This window comes from Polaromonas sp. P5_D5, assembly GCF_054049435.1.
Genome location: NZ_JBFUMJ010000001.1, coordinates 1269567 through 1285253 on the forward strand (window position 1 = coordinate 1269567; position 15687 = coordinate 1285253).

At 60.1% G+C, this 15687-nt stretch carries 18 protein-coding genes and 1 tRNA gene; 8 read left to right on the top strand and 11 right to left on the bottom strand.

What is annotated here, in order from left to right; genetic code table 11:
- Nucleotides 1-77: 77 nt before the first annotated feature.
- Both prmC and grxD read left to right on the top strand, forming a co-directional pair.
- On the top strand, nucleotides 78-935 hold the full coding sequence (gene prmC, locus ACXJKE_RS06195) for a peptide chain release factor N(5)-glutamine methyltransferase (protein ID WP_457279669.1): 858 nt from the start codon (nucleotides 78-80) through the stop codon (nucleotides 933-935).
- 138 nt (nucleotides 936-1073) lie between these two features.
- Complete coding sequence (gene grxD, locus ACXJKE_RS06200; protein ID WP_457279670.1) at nucleotides 1074-1406, top strand: Grx4 family monothiol glutaredoxin; 333 nt, start codon at nucleotides 1074-1076, stop codon at nucleotides 1404-1406.
- Between the two features lie 45 nt (nucleotides 1407-1451).
- Here the strand turns inward: grxD and ACXJKE_RS06205 are convergent, their stop codons facing one another.
- The 9 genes from ACXJKE_RS06205 to ACXJKE_RS06245 form a co-directional block, all read right to left on the bottom strand.
- The gene (locus ACXJKE_RS06205; RefSeq protein ID WP_457279671.1) at nucleotides 1452-1724 is read right to left on the bottom strand and encodes a hypothetical protein; all 273 of its coding nucleotides are present in this window, start codon (nucleotides 1722-1724) and stop codon (nucleotides 1452-1454) included.
- 61 nt (nucleotides 1725-1785) lie between these two features.
- Nucleotides 1786-2001 (bottom strand): DNA gyrase inhibitor YacG, encoded by a 216-nt coding sequence (locus tag ACXJKE_RS06210; protein WP_457279672.1) that lies wholly within the window; start codon nucleotides 1999-2001, stop codon nucleotides 1786-1788.
- Between the two features lie 61 nt (nucleotides 2002-2062).
- On the bottom strand, nucleotides 2063-2818 hold the full coding sequence (gene zapD / locus ACXJKE_RS06215; RefSeq protein WP_457279673.1) for a cell division protein ZapD: 756 nt from the start codon (nucleotides 2816-2818) through the stop codon (nucleotides 2063-2065).
- A gap of 45 nt (nucleotides 2819-2863) precedes the next feature.
- Nucleotides 2864-3475 carry a dephospho-CoA kinase gene (gene coaE / locus ACXJKE_RS06220; protein ID WP_457279674.1) on the bottom strand — a complete coding sequence of 204 codons (612 nt, stop codon included), beginning with the start codon at nucleotides 3473-3475 and terminating at the stop codon, nucleotides 2864-2866.
- 4 nt (nucleotides 3476-3479) lie between these two features.
- Nucleotides 3480-4331 carry a prepilin peptidase gene (locus tag ACXJKE_RS06225; RefSeq protein WP_457279675.1) on the bottom strand — a complete coding sequence of 284 codons (852 nt, stop codon included), beginning with the start codon at nucleotides 4329-4331 and terminating at the stop codon, nucleotides 3480-3482.
- Nucleotides 4331-5551 carry a type II secretion system F family protein gene (locus ACXJKE_RS06230; protein ID WP_457279676.1) on the bottom strand — a complete coding sequence of 407 codons (1221 nt, stop codon included), beginning with the start codon at nucleotides 5549-5551 and terminating at the stop codon, nucleotides 4331-4333. Before ACXJKE_RS06230 ends, ACXJKE_RS06225 begins: the two co-directional genes overlap by 1 nt.
- 80 nt (nucleotides 5552-5631) lie before the next feature.
- Nucleotides 5632-7365, bottom strand: coding sequence for a type IV-A pilus assembly ATPase PilB (gene pilB / locus ACXJKE_RS06235; protein WP_457279677.1), 1734 nt, complete (start codon nucleotides 7363-7365; stop codon nucleotides 5632-5634).
- 135 nt (nucleotides 7366-7500) lie between these two features.
- Nucleotides 7501-7577, bottom strand: a tRNA-Pro gene (locus tag ACXJKE_RS06240).
- 12 nt (nucleotides 7578-7589) lie between these two features.
- Nucleotides 7590-8573, bottom strand: coding sequence for a polyprenyl synthetase family protein (locus tag ACXJKE_RS06245; RefSeq protein WP_457279678.1), 984 nt, complete (start codon nucleotides 8571-8573; stop codon nucleotides 7590-7592).
- 184 nt (nucleotides 8574-8757) lie between these two features.
- Between ACXJKE_RS06245 and rplU the strand changes: the two genes are divergently transcribed.
- The 4 genes from rplU (at nucleotide 8758) to proB (ending at nucleotide 11793) form a co-directional block, all read left to right on the top strand.
- Nucleotides 8758-9069 (top strand): 50S ribosomal protein L21, encoded by a 312-nt coding sequence (gene rplU, locus ACXJKE_RS06250; RefSeq protein WP_122955355.1) that lies wholly within the window; start codon nucleotides 8758-8760, stop codon nucleotides 9067-9069.
- Nucleotides 9070-9096: 27 nt separating this feature from the next.
- Nucleotides 9097-9354 (top strand): 50S ribosomal protein L27, encoded by a 258-nt coding sequence (rpmA, locus tag ACXJKE_RS06255; protein ID WP_457279679.1) that lies wholly within the window; start codon nucleotides 9097-9099, stop codon nucleotides 9352-9354.
- A gap of 119 nt (nucleotides 9355-9473) precedes the next feature.
- On the top strand, nucleotides 9474-10550 hold the full coding sequence (gene cgtA, locus ACXJKE_RS06260) for an Obg family GTPase CgtA (protein WP_457279680.1): 1077 nt from the start codon (nucleotides 9474-9476) through the stop codon (nucleotides 10548-10550).
- Nucleotides 10551-10656: 106 nt separating this feature from the next.
- Nucleotides 10657-11793, top strand: a complete 1137-nt coding sequence (gene proB / locus ACXJKE_RS06265; RefSeq protein ID WP_457279681.1) for a glutamate 5-kinase — start codon at nucleotides 10657-10659, stop codon at nucleotides 11791-11793.
- A 34-nt stretch (nucleotides 11794-11827) separates the two neighbouring features.
- On the opposite strand, the gene ACXJKE_RS06270 is transcribed toward proB, so the two are convergent.
- Together ACXJKE_RS06270 and ACXJKE_RS06275 are read right to left on the bottom strand one after the other, a co-directional pair.
- On the bottom strand, nucleotides 11828-12337 hold the full coding sequence (locus tag ACXJKE_RS06270; protein ID WP_457279682.1) for a CNP1-like family protein: 510 nt from the start codon (nucleotides 12335-12337) through the stop codon (nucleotides 11828-11830).
- Nucleotides 12334-13038 carry an RNA pyrophosphohydrolase gene (locus tag ACXJKE_RS06275; RefSeq protein WP_457279683.1) on the bottom strand — a complete coding sequence of 235 codons (705 nt, stop codon included), beginning with the start codon at nucleotides 13036-13038 and terminating at the stop codon, nucleotides 12334-12336. The genes ACXJKE_RS06270 and ACXJKE_RS06275 overlap by 4 nt, the downstream gene beginning before the upstream one ends.
- Nucleotides 13039-13198: 160 nt before the next feature.
- Here ACXJKE_RS06275 and ACXJKE_RS06280 point away from each other — a divergent pair, with 160 nt between their 5' ends.
- Both ACXJKE_RS06280 and ACXJKE_RS06285 read left to right on the top strand, forming a co-directional pair.
- Nucleotides 13199-14941, top strand: a complete 1743-nt coding sequence (locus ACXJKE_RS06280; RefSeq protein ID WP_457279684.1) for a proline--tRNA ligase — start codon at nucleotides 13199-13201, stop codon at nucleotides 14939-14941.
- Between the two features lie 7 nt (nucleotides 14942-14948).
- The gene (locus ACXJKE_RS06285) at nucleotides 14949-15620 is read left to right on the top strand and encodes a lytic transglycosylase domain-containing protein (protein ID WP_457279685.1); all 672 of its coding nucleotides are present in this window, start codon (nucleotides 14949-14951) and stop codon (nucleotides 15618-15620) included.
- Nucleotides 15621-15687: the final 67 nt, after the last annotated feature.

Sequence of the window (15687 nt, forward strand, 5' to 3'; positions counted from 1 at the left end):
AGCAACAAAAAGGCCTCCAGCCCAATCAGGATGTGCGCAAGCAGCTACTATTTTCATAGCACTTCAAGGGGGTTCAGTTGAGCGGGCTTACCTGCGCGCAAGCCCTGGCTGCCGCCCAGGCATTGGGGCTGGACCGCCTGGATGCCCAGTTGTTGTTGTTGCATGCGCTGGGCAAACCGGAGCATGCCCGCGCCTGGCTGCTGGCCCACGATACGGACGAGCTGGCAGAAGATGCCGCGCAGCGTTTCCAGGCGCTGTGCCTGCGCCGCGCCAGCGGAGAACCGCTGGCTTACATCGTGGGCAGCAAGGAGTTTTTCGGCCTGACGCTTCAGGTGGATGCCCGTGTGCTGGTACCGCGCCCCGACACCGAAACGCTGGTGAGCTGGGCGCTTGAGCTGCTGCAGGTGCCCGGCGCACCGGCCGACCCGCGAATTCTGGACCTTGGCACGGGCAGCGGGGCCATTGCCCTGGCCATTGCCCACAGCCTGCCCAAGACGGGCCGACAGGGCCGCGTGAGGGCGGTGGATGCGAGTGCGGACTCGCTGGATGTCGCCCGGGATAATGCGGCCCGCCTGAACCTGGAGATCGATTTCATTCAAAGTCACTGGCTGCAGGAAGTTAGCGGACACTTTCACCTGATCGCCAGCAATCCGCCTTACATTGCCAGCGCTGACCCACATCTGGCTGCCCTGATCCACGAGCCCCTGGCCGCCCTGACTGCCGGCCCGGACGGGCTGGAGGACATCCGGGAGATCACCCGGAAGGCGCCCGCCAGCCTGCTGCCAGGCGGCTGGCTGTTGCTGGAGCATGGCTACGACCAGGCAGAAGCCGTGCGGTCACTGCTGGCGCAGGAGGGCTTTGTACAGGTTCAGAGCCGGCGCGACCTGGCGGGCATCGAACGCTGTTCTGGCGGGCTGTGGCCGGGCGAACGATGAATCCACACGGGAAATCAAACGGCAGGATAATCGGCAGGTTGAATTCTGGTTTCCAGATTCCATGTATTTGAAACAGCCTCGCCGAAACGTTTTCGGCCCGGTACAGGCGCTTCGGCCCACACCCCAAAAGGATTCACCATGAGCACCACAGACCCTACCCAGCAACGCATCGCCGAAATCGTCAAATCGAGCGATGTGGTCCTTTTCATGAAAGGCACGGCCCAATTCCCGATGTGCGGTTTTTCCGGCCGTGCCATCCAGGTGCTGAAGGCCTGCGGCGTGAACAAGCCCGCCACCGTGAACGTGCTGGAAGACGAGGAAATCCGCCACGGCATCAAGGAGTTCAGCAACTGGCCGACCATTCCACAGCTCTACGTGAAAGGCGAGTTCATCGGCGGCTCGGACATCATGATGGAGATGTACCAGAACGGCGAGCTGCAACAGGTGCTGGGAACCCCCACCACCAACTGAGCGTTGCAGGCGTTGTGCCGGCTTTGCACCGGCGCCATCGATGGATCAGCGCGTGTAGCCCGCGCAGGCGCCTGCGTCTACCGCGCCCTTGCATTCGCGTTTGAGCCGGGCATCGCGCTGGCCGGGTGTCTCGCCGGACCCTGAGATGAATTTGACTTTGCCGCCTGAATTTACCGCACCGGATTGAGCGGCGGTCTTCTTGGTTTTTTTGGCCTTGGCGGGCTTTACCCCATCCTGGGCCGATTGAGCCTGCACATTACCGCCCAGCAGCGCCATGGCCAAGACGGCAGCCAGCGCATTGCAAAAATTCCTGTTCATACTTTTTCCTCCCTTTTTATTCTTTCGCAAACGCAGGTGACACCGCGTTTCGCCTCAAGCTTTATTGCAGCTTGGGGTCGCCAAATTGTTCATCATCAGGTGGCACATCCGCCGGCAGGCGGAACCCTTCGCTGGCCCAGGCGCCCAAGTCTATGTTCTTGCAACGCTCGCTGCAAAATGGGCGAAAAGGGTTGCTGGGTGCGTAAATGCTTTCACCGCCGCAGCCCGGGCATACGACCCGTTTAAGGGGCGGGGAATCGTTCTTCATCGCAGGCATGTTTGTAGACAGGTCTGGGGATCAATCGGGTGTGATGGCGGGGAGGCTGCAAGTCCTGAAATCAGGAGCAAAGCGTCAGCTCAAACGCAGAATCTTCGGTGCTGGCGTGCAGCCGGTCGTCACTGCCGTGACGCATGAGGCGCACCGACACAATCAGCCGGTTACCGCTGATTTCGGGAATCAGCCCCAGAGCCGGGTCTATCCGCAGGCGCAACAGCTGGAAGGTACGCCCCTGCGGCAACGTCTGCTGGTATTGCCCGCCGGGCGCCACCACTTTTTGAGGCGCCCCGGAGTCACGCAACAGCGTTAGCAGTACACGTATGGATTCGGCCAGCGGCACCAGCGGTGTGATCCAGCGCTGCAGGTCTTGCTGGCGTGTTTCGGTGTCCAGGTGTTGCCATGCATAGTAGGCCGGCAAATCAAACTCACAGGTCCCGCCCGGGATGCCGACACGGCTGCGAATGCTCATCAGCCAGTCGTTTTCCGTCAGGGAATGACCGGCTTTGCCCGGCAGGTTGTTCAAGGCGGAAAAACAGCCCTCAAGCTGGCCGGTCACCTCGTCCAGAACGGCTTCGGAAATGGCCGGGTTGCCGCGGTAGCCGTTGAGGACATGTTTTTGCTTCTCAAGGTCCTTGAGCACGTCGGTCTTCAGGTCGGCCCGCGCGCCGACATCCATGATTTCAAAAATGGTCGTGATCGCGTAATGATGATCCGTCGGGCTCTCACGCTCCACCAGTTCACCGAGACGGCGAAACAGGTGCTCAAGTCGCAGGTAAGTGCGTATTCGTTCGTGAAAAGGATACTCGTAAAGGATCACAGCGCTAGATTTCGTCGGCTTTGAATGAGGAGGTTTGTTTGCGCATCATAGCCCGAAGCGCCTGGCAAGCTGTCGGACCAGGGCTTCCAGGCTCGCCAGAGACAAGCCATCGTTATAGAGGCATATGTCAGCCGCAGACAGGCGCTGCGCGCGGCTTGCCTGGCCAGCCATGATTTTCTCCACAACCTCCCGTGGCCAGCCGTTTCGGGTCATCACGCGGTCAATCTGGGTCACCTCGCTGCAATCCACAACCAGAACCTGGTCAAGCTGCTGCCGCCATCGTCCCGACTCCACCAGCAACGGGACGTCAAAAATGACACAAGCACTGCCGCCCGCGACCGCCTGCTCATATTGATGCAGGGTTTCCCGGCTTACCCAGGGGTGCACGATGGACTCGAGCCTGCGCCGTGCAGACGGGTCGTCAAAGACCAGCTGCCGCATCCGTTCCCTGTGCATGGCGCCTTCGGGGGTGATCAGTTCTCCGCCGAACAGCGCTGCAATTTCCGGCACAGCCGCCCCACCGGCTGCCGTGACCGCACGGGAGATGGCATCAGCATCCACCAACGCCGCGCCGTGAGCAACCAGAATACCGGCAAGCGTGCTTTTACCGCTGCCTATGCCACCGGTCAGTCCAATACGCAGGGCTGCACGGGACATGGCATCACAAGCCCACAAATCGCAAAATGGATTGCGGCCCAAAAATCATGGCCGTGAAACCCGCACCGGCCAGGAAAGGTCCAAAGGGCACATAACCGCCCTCGCGCAAGCCGGTGGAGAACTTCAACGCAATACCTATGACAGCACCAATCACCGAAGCCATCAGGATCATGGGAACCAGCGCAGGCCAGCCGAACCAGGCACCGAGTGCGGCGAAAAGCTTGAAGTCGCCATAGCCCATGCCCTCCTTGCCGGTGGCCAGTTTGAAGGCCCAGTACACGAGCCATAGAGACAGGTAGCCAGCGACGGCACCCCATAAGGCCGTTGGCAGGCTAACCGAAGGGTTCCACTGCAGGGCGGCAACGATCAGGCCGGCCCACAGCAAAGGCAAGGTGATATCGTCCGGCAGCAGCGTGGTGTCCCAGTCGATCATCGCCAGGGCCAGCAGTGCGGCCGAAAAGCCGCACCAGCCCAGCGCAGTCAGCGACCAGCCCCAACGCCACACACAAAAGAAGAACAAGGCGCCCGTCACTGCCTCCACGACGGGGTAGCGCATACCGTAGGGCGAGCCGCATACCGAACACTTGCCTCGCAGGAACACATAACTGACCACCGGAATGTTCTCGTACCAGCGGATGGCATGGCCGCAACTGGAGCACCGTGAGCGTGGCACCAGCAGATTGAACTTGTCGGAAGGTTCTGCTGCATGCCCAGCCAGTTCCGCGCATTCCTGCGCCCACTGCCGCTCCATCATTTTGGGGAGGCGGTAAATCACAACATTCAGGAAACTGCCAATCAGCAGGCCCAGGATGCCGGCCAGCGACGCATCAAACGCCGGGCCCATACCCGTACCCATCAAACGACTTGACCCAGCTTGAAAATGGGCAGGTACATCGATACCACGATGCCGCCAATAAGGGTACCCAAAAACACAATGATGATGGGCTCCATCAGGCTCGAAAGGCCGGCCACCATCTCGTCGACTTCCGCCTCATAAAAGTCGGCGGCCTTACCGAGCATGTGATCGACGGAGCCGGATTCCTCACCAATGGCGCACATCTGCAACACCATGGTCGGGAACAGATTCGCATTGCCCATCGCGGCGGTCAGGCTGGTGCCCGTGGAGACTTCCTGCTGGATTTTTTCGGTGGCATCGGCATAGAGGGAGTTACCAGACGCTCCACCGACGGAATCCAGCGCTTCAACCAATGGAACGCCGGCGGCAAACATGGTGGACAAGGTACGGGTCCATCGGGCAATGCACGATTTTTCAATCAGGGAGCCAAAGACAGGCACCTTGAGCAAGGCTCTGTCCATGAACTTCTGCATTTTTTCGTTGCGCTTCCAGGCCTGGAAGAAAAAGTAAAGGCCACCACCGATGCCGCCAAAAATGAGCCACCAATAGGCTACGAAGAATTCACTAACGGCAATCACAAACAGCGTTGGTGCCGGCAAGTCAGCGCCAAAAGATTTAAACACTTCCTTGAAAGCCGGGATCACAAAAATCATGATGACCGCGACCACCACAAAGGCCACAATCACCACCGAAATGGGATACATCAGGGCCGACTTGATTTTCGATTTGATGGCTTCCGTTTTCTCCATGTAGACCGCAAGGCGGTCCAGCAGGGATTCCAGAATACCTGCAGCTTCACCGGCCTCGACCAGATTGCAGTACAGCGCATTGAAATACATCGGGTATTTGCGAAAAGCCGCGCTCAAGGAGGTACCGGTTTCCACGTCAGTGCGCACATCGTTGAGAAGCTTGGTGACGCTGGCGTTCGGATTGCCGCGACCCACAATATCAAACGACTGCAAAAGCGGAACGCCCGCTTTCATCATCGTAGCCAGCTGGCGGGTAAAGATAGCGATATCCCTCGGCCTGATCTTCTTGCCGGAGCGCATGCTGCGCTTTTTGATCTTGGTGGGCAAAACGCCCTGGCGGCGCAGGGAAGCCTTGACCTGGTTTTCTCCGGCGGCCCGGGTTTCGCCCCGAACCTGTTTGCCGCCGCGGTCTTTGCCCTCCCACTCAAAAACAAATTCCTTGACGCCTTTGACAGATGCTGCAGTTGCCATGATGGTTTTCTCGTTTTATCGATGGCCCAAGCCACCTTTCGCTACAGACGCCGATTAATCAGCACTTTGCGTGAGCAAATTTAAACATTCGTGCAACCCAAAACCTCTTCCAGTGAGGTCATTCCGAGTTTAACTTTTTGCAATCCGGACTGGCGCAGGCTTCGGACCCCTTCGAGTTCAGCCTGCGCAGCGATTTCAAGCGCACTTCCGTCGCGAAGGACAATACGCTGGATTTCCTCGGAAATCGGCATCACCTGATAAATACCGACACGCCCCTTGTAACCATTTGTGCACATGGAGCAACCCACAGGCCGATACGGCGTCCACGAGCCGTCGACGTCATCCTCTTTGAAACCGGCCTCCAGCAATGTCTCGCGAGGGATATCAGCAGGAGACTTGCAGTTGGGGCAAAGCCGGCGCGCAAGGCGCTGGGCCGTGATCAGGATCACGCTTGAGGCAATATTAAAAGGAGCAATGCCCATGTTGCGCATACGCGTCAACGTGGTGGGTGCGTCGTTCGTATGCAGCGTGGACATGACCATGTGGCCGGTCTGCGCGGCCTTGATGGCGATATCAGCCGTTTCAAGATCGCGAATCTCACCGACCATGATGATGTCCGGATCCTGCCGCAAAAAGGCTTTGAGCGCGACAGAAAAAGTCATGCCGGCCTTGTCATTCATGCTGACTTGGTTGACACCGGGCAATGTGATTTCGGCGGGATCCTCAGCGGTGGCAATGTTGACACCCGGCTTGTTCAGAATATTCAGGCAGGTGTACAGCGACACGGTTTTACCGGAACCCGTGGGCCCCGTCACCAGCACCATGCCGTAGGGTCGCTGAATGGCGGCCATCAGGCGCTCTTTTTCAATCGTTTCATACCCCAGTGCATCAATGCCCAGCTTGGCACTGCTCGGATCCAGAATACGGATAACGATTTTTTCGCCATACATGGTCGGCAAGGTGCTCACCCGGAAATCGATGACCCGGTCGGGGCCGATCTTGAGTTTCATTTTGCCGTCTTGCGGTACGCGTTTTTCCGAGATATCCAGCTTGGAGATAACCTTGATGCGCGCGGCAAGCTTTTCCTTGATGGCGACCGGTGGTGACGCGATTTCGCGCAATTCGCCGTCCACCCGGAAGCGCACCCTGTAGGTATGCTCAAACGGCTCGAAATGCAGGTCGGAAGCGCGCATGCTGAAAGCATCAAGCAGCATCTTCTGGAGAAATTTGACAACCGGAGCGTCCTCAACTTCGGAGACACCCGCTTCATCTTCGGTTGCGCCAGAATCCACACTGGTTTCATCAAACTCAAAGTCATCGCCGATGATGCTTTCCATCGCCTCAGAGGCGCTGGTGTTGGATACTTCCGACAGCTTGGACAGCTTGTCGTATTCGGCGATGACCCAGTCGACCCCCATCTGGGTGGAAAACTTGATTTTTTCGGCCGCCTCCTGGTCAGATGGATCTGCCGTTGCAACAATCAGCCGGTTATTGCGTTTGCTCAGAACAACGATACGGTACGTTGCACAGATTTTGGAATCGAGCAGTCCCTTGGGCAGGCGCTGTATGTCTATGGCGTCCAGGTCAAGCAAAGGCGCCGCGAAGGCGGTCGACATGGTGTGCGCCAAGTCAGACGCGGAAACCGCTCCGGAGCCCGTCAGTTCGGCGATGAAGCTGGTGCGCCCCGTTTGGGCTTTGCGAAAGATGTCTTCAGCAGCCTTTTGACCCAGCTTCCCCGCAACCACCAAGGCCCGACCCAGACCTGGCAATGCCATGGATGGTGGTTGGTTAATAGCAGTGTCGACAGCGGCCATGGATTCTCTGGATAGGCTTAAATAGGTATCATCGCTTATAGATTACAAGGTGTAAATCGAAAACGCGCCAGAGGCCTGCCCGGCGTTGGAAGTATGCGAAGAAACGCACACATACGGCCAAGGCCAGGATATTTTTGGTCGGGGTGAGAGGATTCGAACCTCCGGCCTCTACGTCCCGAACGTAGCGCTCTACCAGGCTAAGCTACACCCCGATCCGGCAGCCGTCAGAAACGCCTTTCCAGCAATTGGGAGGCCAGCTGCATCAGGGCATTACTGTAAATGTTTTGGGGCAGGGCCTGCAAGGCATTCAGCGCGCGCTGTGCTTCTACAGCCGCAGCATCCCGGGTGGCCTGCAGCGCTCCGGTCTGTTGCACGATGGCGATGATCTGTGTCATCTGGTCCGTGCCACCCGTCTCAATTGCCTGCCGGATGGTCGTACGCTCAGCCCCGGTACCTCGCTGCATGGCGATGATCAGCGGAAGTGTCGCCTTGCCTTCGCGTAAATCGTCGCCCAGGTTCTTCCCCATCTCAGACACATCCCCGTCGTAGTCCAGCACGTCGTCGATCACCTGGAATGCGGTGCCCAGTGCCTGGCCGTAGTCTGCGCAGCTTTGCTCAATGGCTGGCGGCGACTGGGCCAGCAAGGCCGCCAGGCGGGCGCTGGCTTCGAACAGCTTGGCCGTCTTGGAGCGGATCACCCGGAGGTAGCCCTCCTCCGACAGTGTCGCGTCGTGCATGTTCATAAGTTGCAGCACCTCGCCCTCGGCGATCACGTTGGTTGCCTCGGCAAGGGTTTGCATGACACGCATATCGCCAGCTTCGACCATCATCTGGAAGGCCCGGGAATACAGAAAATCACCCACCAGAACGCTGGCAGGGTTGCCAAAGGCTTCGTTGGCGGTTGCTCGCCCGCGGCGCAACGTGGACTCGTCCACCACATCATCATGCAGAAGCGTTGCGGTATGGATGAACTCGACGACGGCGGCGAGGTTGTAGCGCTGAGCCTCTTTGTATCCCAAAGCGCCGCACATCAAAAGCAACAGAGCCGGCCGCAACCGCTTGCCGCCGGCCGCAACGATGTACCGGGAGACCTGGCTTACAAGGGGCACCTCGGACTTCAGGCGAAGCTCGATGACGGCGTCCATTCCCCGCATGTCGTCTGCAATCAGGGCGAGGGCTGCGGCGGTGCTTGAAGAATTGGCAGACAAAAGGCGGATCCAGACGTAAGTTTGGGCAGATTATAGGAAGACCCCCGCCCGCCATACCCGGCCCAGTCCCCACATTCGGCCCGAAAAAGCCCGGAAAACGGGCGGCTGGCCAATTTTGGCCCGGCATGCTAGAATATTGGGCTCTGCGGAAATCCGTCTGCAGAACTCAATAAAGAGGTCTTACATGTACGCGGTCATAAAAACCGGTGGCAAACAATACAAGGTTGCTACTGGAGAAAAAATTAAAGTAGAACAGATTGCTGCGGACGTAGGCCAAGAGATCGTTATTGACCAGGTATTGGCTGTCGGCACCGGCAGCACAATCACGGTTGGTACGCCCTTGGTGTCCGGCGCCACTGTTACAGTCACTGTCCTTTCCCAGGGTAGGCACGACAAGGTTCGCATTTTCAAAATGCGCCGTCGCAAGCACTACCAAAAGCGTCAGGGCCACCGGCAAAACTACACGGAACTGCAAATCGGCGCCATCGCCGGTTGAACAGGGACGTACCAGGAGTAACGAAAAATGGCACAGAAAAAAGGCGGCGGCTCTACGCGAAACGGGCGTGATTCACAGCCCAAAATGCTCGGCGTCAAGAAATTTGGCGGTGAAGTCATTAACGCAGGCAGCATCATCGTGCGCCAGCGGGGCACCAAGTTCCACCCAGGCGTCAATGTCGGCATCGGCAAGGACCACACGCTGTTCGCGCTGGTTGACGGCTCGGTCTCGTTTTCCATCAAGGGTGCGCTGAACAAGCACACCGTGAATGTGACCCCGGCGTAAGCTGATCACTTCGATAAGTCACTTCGACTGAAACGAAGCCCCGACCTGTCGGGGCTTTTTTGTTTGTAAACTTGATCTCCGGCCCCTGACGCCCCCTGTTTTAACCGCAGCACTCCATCATGAAATTTGTTGACGAAGCCTTTATTGACATTGCCGCAGGCGATGGCGGGAGTGGCTGCGTCTCCTTCAGCCACGAAAAGTACAAGGAGTTCGGCGGCCCAAACGGCGGCGACGGCGGACGCGGCGGTCATGTGTACGCGGTGGCCGACATCAACCTGAACACGCTGGTGGACTTCCGGTTTTCACGCCGCCACGAGGCCCGTAACGGCCAGCATGGCATGGGTTCGGACATGTTCGGCGCCAAGGGCGACGACATCATCCTGAAGATGCCGGTCGGAACCATCCTGACCGATGGCGAAACCGGGGAAGTACTTTACGAATTGCTGGTTCCCGGTGAACAGGTGCTGATCGCCAAGGGCGGCGACGGCGGCTTCGGCAACCTGCGCTTCAAAAGCTCGACCAACCGCGCGCCACGCAGCAAGACACCCGGCTGGCCCGGCGAGCGCAAGAGCCTCAAGCTCGAACTCAAGGTACTGGCCGACGTCGGCTTGCTGGGCATGCCCAATGCCGGCAAGTCCACCTTCATTTCGGCCGTGTCGAACGCGCGCCCGCGCATTGCAGACTACCCTTTCACCACCCTGCATCCCAACCTCGGCGTGGTACGCGTGGGCCCGGAACAAAGCTTCGTGGTGGCCGATCTGCCCGGCCTTATCGAGGGTGCTTCGGAAGGCGCCGGCCTGGGCCACCTGTTCCTCCGGCATCTGCAGCGCACCCGCCTGCTGTTGCATATTGTCGATATGGCGCCTTTCGATGAAGGCGTGGACCCGGTGGCGCAAGCCAAGGCAATTGTGGGCGAACTCAAAAAATACGACGAAGCCCTTTACGACAAACCACGCTGGCTCGTCCTCAACAAGCTCGACATGGTGGACAAGGACAAACGTGCCGCGCTGGTGAAGGATTTCGTCAAGCGCTTCAAGTTCAAGGGCCCCGTCTTCGAAATCTCGGCCTTGACGCGCGAGGGTTGCGAGCAGCTGGTCAAAACCATTTACCAGCACGTCAAGCAAGTCCAGAAAAGCGAGCAGCCGGTGGAAGAGGTTGATCCGCGATTTGCCGAACTGCCGCCGGAATCCCCGTAACGGCCTTTCCCCGCTGATTTCCGGGCAAACGCCGCCGGCATTTGCTATATAAACGATAGCTGCTTGCGCCCGCCCTGATTGGGCTAGAGCCCTAAAATATACTTAAATGCAAGAACAAACCGGCTCCTTGGTCCTGCGCAACGCCAAACGCATCGTGGTGAAGGTGGGCTCCAGCCTGGTCACCAACGAAGGGCGCGGGCTGGATTCCGTGGCCATCGGCCAGTGGTGCGAGCAGCTGGCAGCCCTCGTGAAGGACGGCCGGGAGGTCATCATGGTCAGCAGCGGCGCCATTGCCGAGGGCATGAAACGCCTCGGCTGGGCAACGCGGCCCAAGGCCATCCATGAGCTGCAGGCCGCCGCCGCCGTGGGCCAGATGGGTCTGGTACAGGTTTATGAAACCAAGCTGCGCGAAAACGGCATCGGCAGCGCCCAGGTCCTGCTGACGCACGCCGATCTGGCAGACCGCGAACGCTACCTCAATGCGCGCTCCACCCTGCTGGCGCTGTTGCAGCTTGGCGTGGTGCCTGTCATCAATGAAAACGACACCGTCGTCAATGACGAGATCAAGTTTGGCGACAACGACACGCTGGGCGCACTGGTCGCCAACCTGGTGGAAGCCGACGCGCTGGTCATCCTCACAGACCAGCGCGGCCTCTACACCGCCGATCCGCGCAAGGACCCGGCCGCGCAGTTTGTGCATGAGGCCAAGGCCGGCGACGCAGCGCTGGAGACCATGGCGGGAGGCGCAGGTTCCAGCATCGGCAAGGGCGGCATGATCACCAAGATCCTGGCCGCCAAACGCGCCGCGGGCTCAGGCGCATCGACGGTTATCGCCTGGGGCCGCGAGCCGCAAGCACTGGTCCGGCTGACCCGGGGCGAGCCCATCGGCACGCTGCTGGTGGCGCAAACCCAGAAGATGCAGGCACGCAAACAATGGATGGCCGATCACCTGCAAATGCGGGGCTCAGTCACGGTGGACGCAGGCGCCGTGGGCAAGGTGCGCGATGAGGGCAAAAGCCTGCTGCCCATCGGCATGACGGCCGTTCAGGGGGAGTTTTCGCGCGGCGATGTCATCGCCATCAGGGACCCCGGAGGCGCCGAGATCGCGCGCGGCCTGGCCAATTATTCGAGCGCCGAAGCCCGCATGATCTGCCGCAAGGCATCGTCAGAGTTCGAAAAACTGCTGGGCTACACCGGCGAGCCCGAGATGGTTCACCGCACCAACCTGGTATTGACCCGCTAGGCACCGCCGGGCCGCGAGCCTATTTCCTACGACCCTATTCCCGGGTCCTGAAGTTCGGGTTCTTCAGCCGCGACACCATCAGGTCCACTGTTTGCACAGGTGCCGCGCTGTCGCAGGCGCCGGCCCTGGCCAAACGAAAGGCATGCTTGGACGGCATGTTGCCGAACACCGACTTCCATTCGGGCTTGCTGACGTTGGTCCATTTGCCGTCTGAATAACGGGCGTATGTCTTGAATTCGCCGGTGCTGCAGCGTATGCCTTCGTACATCACATTGCGCGCGCCGCTGGCATTGGAGGCCACGATCACGTAGCGCACGACGCTGTCCTTGCTCGAAATCTGGATGGTCGCAGGGTCCACACCGTACACCAGCTGGGAATTGGGCGACACCTCAAACGTGACGAGTTTGGTGAGGTCGAAGGCCGGCGGCGCCGAGACGCTGTCTTCTTTCCACTCTTCGGGATCTTCCAGCGGGGCGACGGCCCACGATGTACAGCTGATGCCCAGCAAAAGTGCGGCGGCCACAAGGGCGGGTTTGAGATTCATGGTTTGGTTGGTTGGCTGTTCGCATCCAGGCTGGTCTGCGGATCGGGTTCAAAAGTGGCGCCGGGCGGCAGTTCGAAAGACGCTCCCAGCCGTGTCATTGGTGCATGAAAGGGCTCGCCAGCGGTCGGTAAACCGCCCTCGCCGGCCTGGCCCGCATGGTCACGCTGATGCAATCCCCCGCGCAAATAACGGTTGCGGTGGTCGGGGCGTTGCTCGAAACGCGCGTCCGTGCGCGGAACGAACCGCGACAGCTCGGTCAGGGCCATTTCGTACACGCCACGCTTGAACTCGACCACCACGTCCAGCGGCACCCAGTAGTCGTTCCAGCGCCAGGCATCGAACTCCGGATGGTCTGTGGCGCGCAGGTTCAAGTCCCAGTCGTGGCCAACCAGTTGCAGCAGGAACCAGATTTGTTTCTGGCCTTTGTAATGTCCGCGCGCATCGCGGCGGATGAACCGGTCAGGCACCTCATAGCGCAACCAGTCTCGGGTTCGGGCCAGCACATTCACATGCTGCGGCATCAGCCCCACTTCTTCATGCAACTCGCGGTACATGGCCTGCTCGGGATTTTCGCCCCGGTCAATGCCACCCTGCGGAAATTGCCACGAGTGGGTACGGATACGTTTGCCCCAAAATACCTGACTTCTCTGGTTGAGCAAGATGATGCCGACGTTGGGCCTAAAGCCGTCCCGGTCAAGCATAATCAAACCTCAATTTTTTAAACTGAGTCCATTATGCACAGCGAAGGCCCCAGCGCCAAGCGCACGGCGGGCTGCAGCACCCCTTTCCCGTTCCCTTTTCGTTCCTTTTTCGACTCTTTTCCATCCTTTTTTCCAACCCCGGAATCCCCGAAAACCGCCCATGAAAGCCTCCCAGTTCTTTATTTCCACCCTCAAGGAAGCGCCTGCCGACGCGGAAGTCGTCAGCCACCAGCTCATGATGCGGGCCGGCATGATCAAGAAACTGGGCGCCGGCGTGTACAACTACATGCCGATGGGCCTGCGCGTGATCCGCAAGGTCGAGGCCATCGTGCGCGAGGAAATGAATCGCGCCGGCGCGATCGAAATGACCATGCCGGTGATCCAGCCGGCCGAACTCTGGCAGGAAACCGGCCGCTTTGAAAAAATGGGCCCCGAGCTGCTGCGCATCAAGGACCGCCACGGCCGCGACTTTGTCGTCCAGCCGACCAGCGAGGAAGTCGTCACCGATGTGATGCGCCAGGACATCAAGAGCTACAAGCAGCTGCCCAAAAACCTGTACCAGATCCAGACCAAGTTCCGCGACGAACGCCGTCCGCGCTTCGGCCTGATGCGTGGGCGCGAGTTCATCATGAAGGATGCCTACAGCTTCGACCGCGACCAGGCCAGCGCCAAGGCCAGCTACCAGGTCATGGCCGCGGCCTACCGCAAGATTTTTGACCGCTTCGGCCTGACCTACCGCGCCGTCGCGGCGGACAGCGGCGCCATTGGCGGTGACCTCAGCGAAGAGTTCCAGGTGATCGCCGCCACCGGCGAAGACGCCATCGTGTATTGCCCCGGCAGCGACTACGCCGCCAACATGGAAAAAGCCGAGGCGCTGGCGCCCCAGGGCGCACGCAAGGCCGCTTCCCAGGCGCTGACCAAAACCGCCACGCCCGGCAAAGCCACCTGCGCCGACGTGGCGGAACTGCTGGGCATCCCGCTCGCTTCCACCGTCAAGTCGCTGGTACTGGCCACCGACCAGATGGATGAAACCGGCAAGGTCATCAAGACGCAGGTCTGGCTGCTGCTGCTGCGCGGCGACCACGACATGAACGAGGTCAAGGTTGGCAAGGTGCCGGGCCTGGCGGACTTTCGCTTTGCCACCCTGCCGGAAATTGAAGACCATTTCGGCTGCAAGCCTGGCTACCTCGGCCCGCTCAACCTGAAGAAACCCGTCAAGCTGGTGGCGGACCGCGAAGTCGCGGCCATGGCCGACTGGGTGTGCGGCGCCAACGAAGTGGACTTCCACACCACCGGCGTCAACTGGGGCCGCGACCTGCCCGAGCCCGAACTGGTGGCCGACATCCGCAACGTGGTTGCGGGCGACCCTTCGCCCGACGGCAAGGGTGCGCTGGTGATTGAGCGCGGCATCGAGGTCGGCCACGTGTTCTACCTCGGCACCAAATACAGCCAGGCCATGAACGCCACCTTCCTCGGTGAAAACGGCAAGCCCCAATTCCTGGAAATGGGTTGCTACGGCATCGGCATCACGCGCCTGCCGGCCGCCGCCATCGAACAAAACCACGACGAGCGCGGCATCATCTGGCCCGACGCGATTGCGCCCTTCACCGTGGTGCTGTGCCCCATCAGCCCCGACCGCTTTCCCGAAGTCGAAGCGGCCGCCAACAAGCTTTACGCGGAACTGCTCGCAGCCGGCGTGGACGTGATCCTGGACGACCGCGGCGAACGGCCCGGCGCCATGTTTGCCGACTGGGAACTGATTGGCGTGCCGCACCGCGTCACCATCGGCGACCGCGGCCTCAAAGACGGCCAGCTCGAATACCAGCACCGGCGCGATGCGGCTTCGAGCAAGATCGACGTTGCCGGCGCCTTTGATTTCCTCAAGGGAAAGCTGGCGCTTTGACGCTCCAATGGTTTCCGTGCGCTCATTGACGACGTCCGCATCCGGTGCCGCTCCGGCCAAGGCGCAGGGGATTTCCAGGCGAAGCTGCCTGCAGGCCCTGCCCATCGCCCTCAGCCCGCTGCTGCTGGCACAGCAGGCGCATGCTGGCGCGCAGGTGGAAGAGCCGCTGATCGACTCGGTGCGCACGGCTTTGAGTTCGGCGATTGCCAACCAGGCACCTCCCGTGCCCGAGTTCAAGGACACCGAAAGCCGGCTCGCCTACCTGCGCTGGCTGGGCGCCATGAGCGAGCGGCTCAAGAAGAAAAAACCCGAGTGGCAAATCCGCAAGGAGTTTTTGCAAACCGTCTGGTACGAAAGCCGCCGCGCCGGGCTGGACACCACACTGGTGCTGGGCCTGATCCAGGTCGAAAGCAATTTCCGCAAATTCGCGGTTAGCAACGTCGGCGCGCGCGGCTACATGCAGGTCATGCCTTTCTGGACGCGTGTGATCGGCGACGGCGACCCCTCCAAACTCTTTCACATGCAGACCAACCTGCGCTTTGGCTGCGTGATCCTGCGCCACTACCTGGACCGCGAACGCGGCGACCTCTTCATGGGCCTGGGCCGCTACAACGGATCGCGGGGCAAGTCGCCCTACCCCAATGCCGTGATGGGGGCGAGCAAAGCCTGGGAGTTCTAGGCACACCCCCATCGGGGCTCACTGCGTGTAGCCCCTTTCCCCCTTGCAGGGGGCGGCGCCTGCAGGC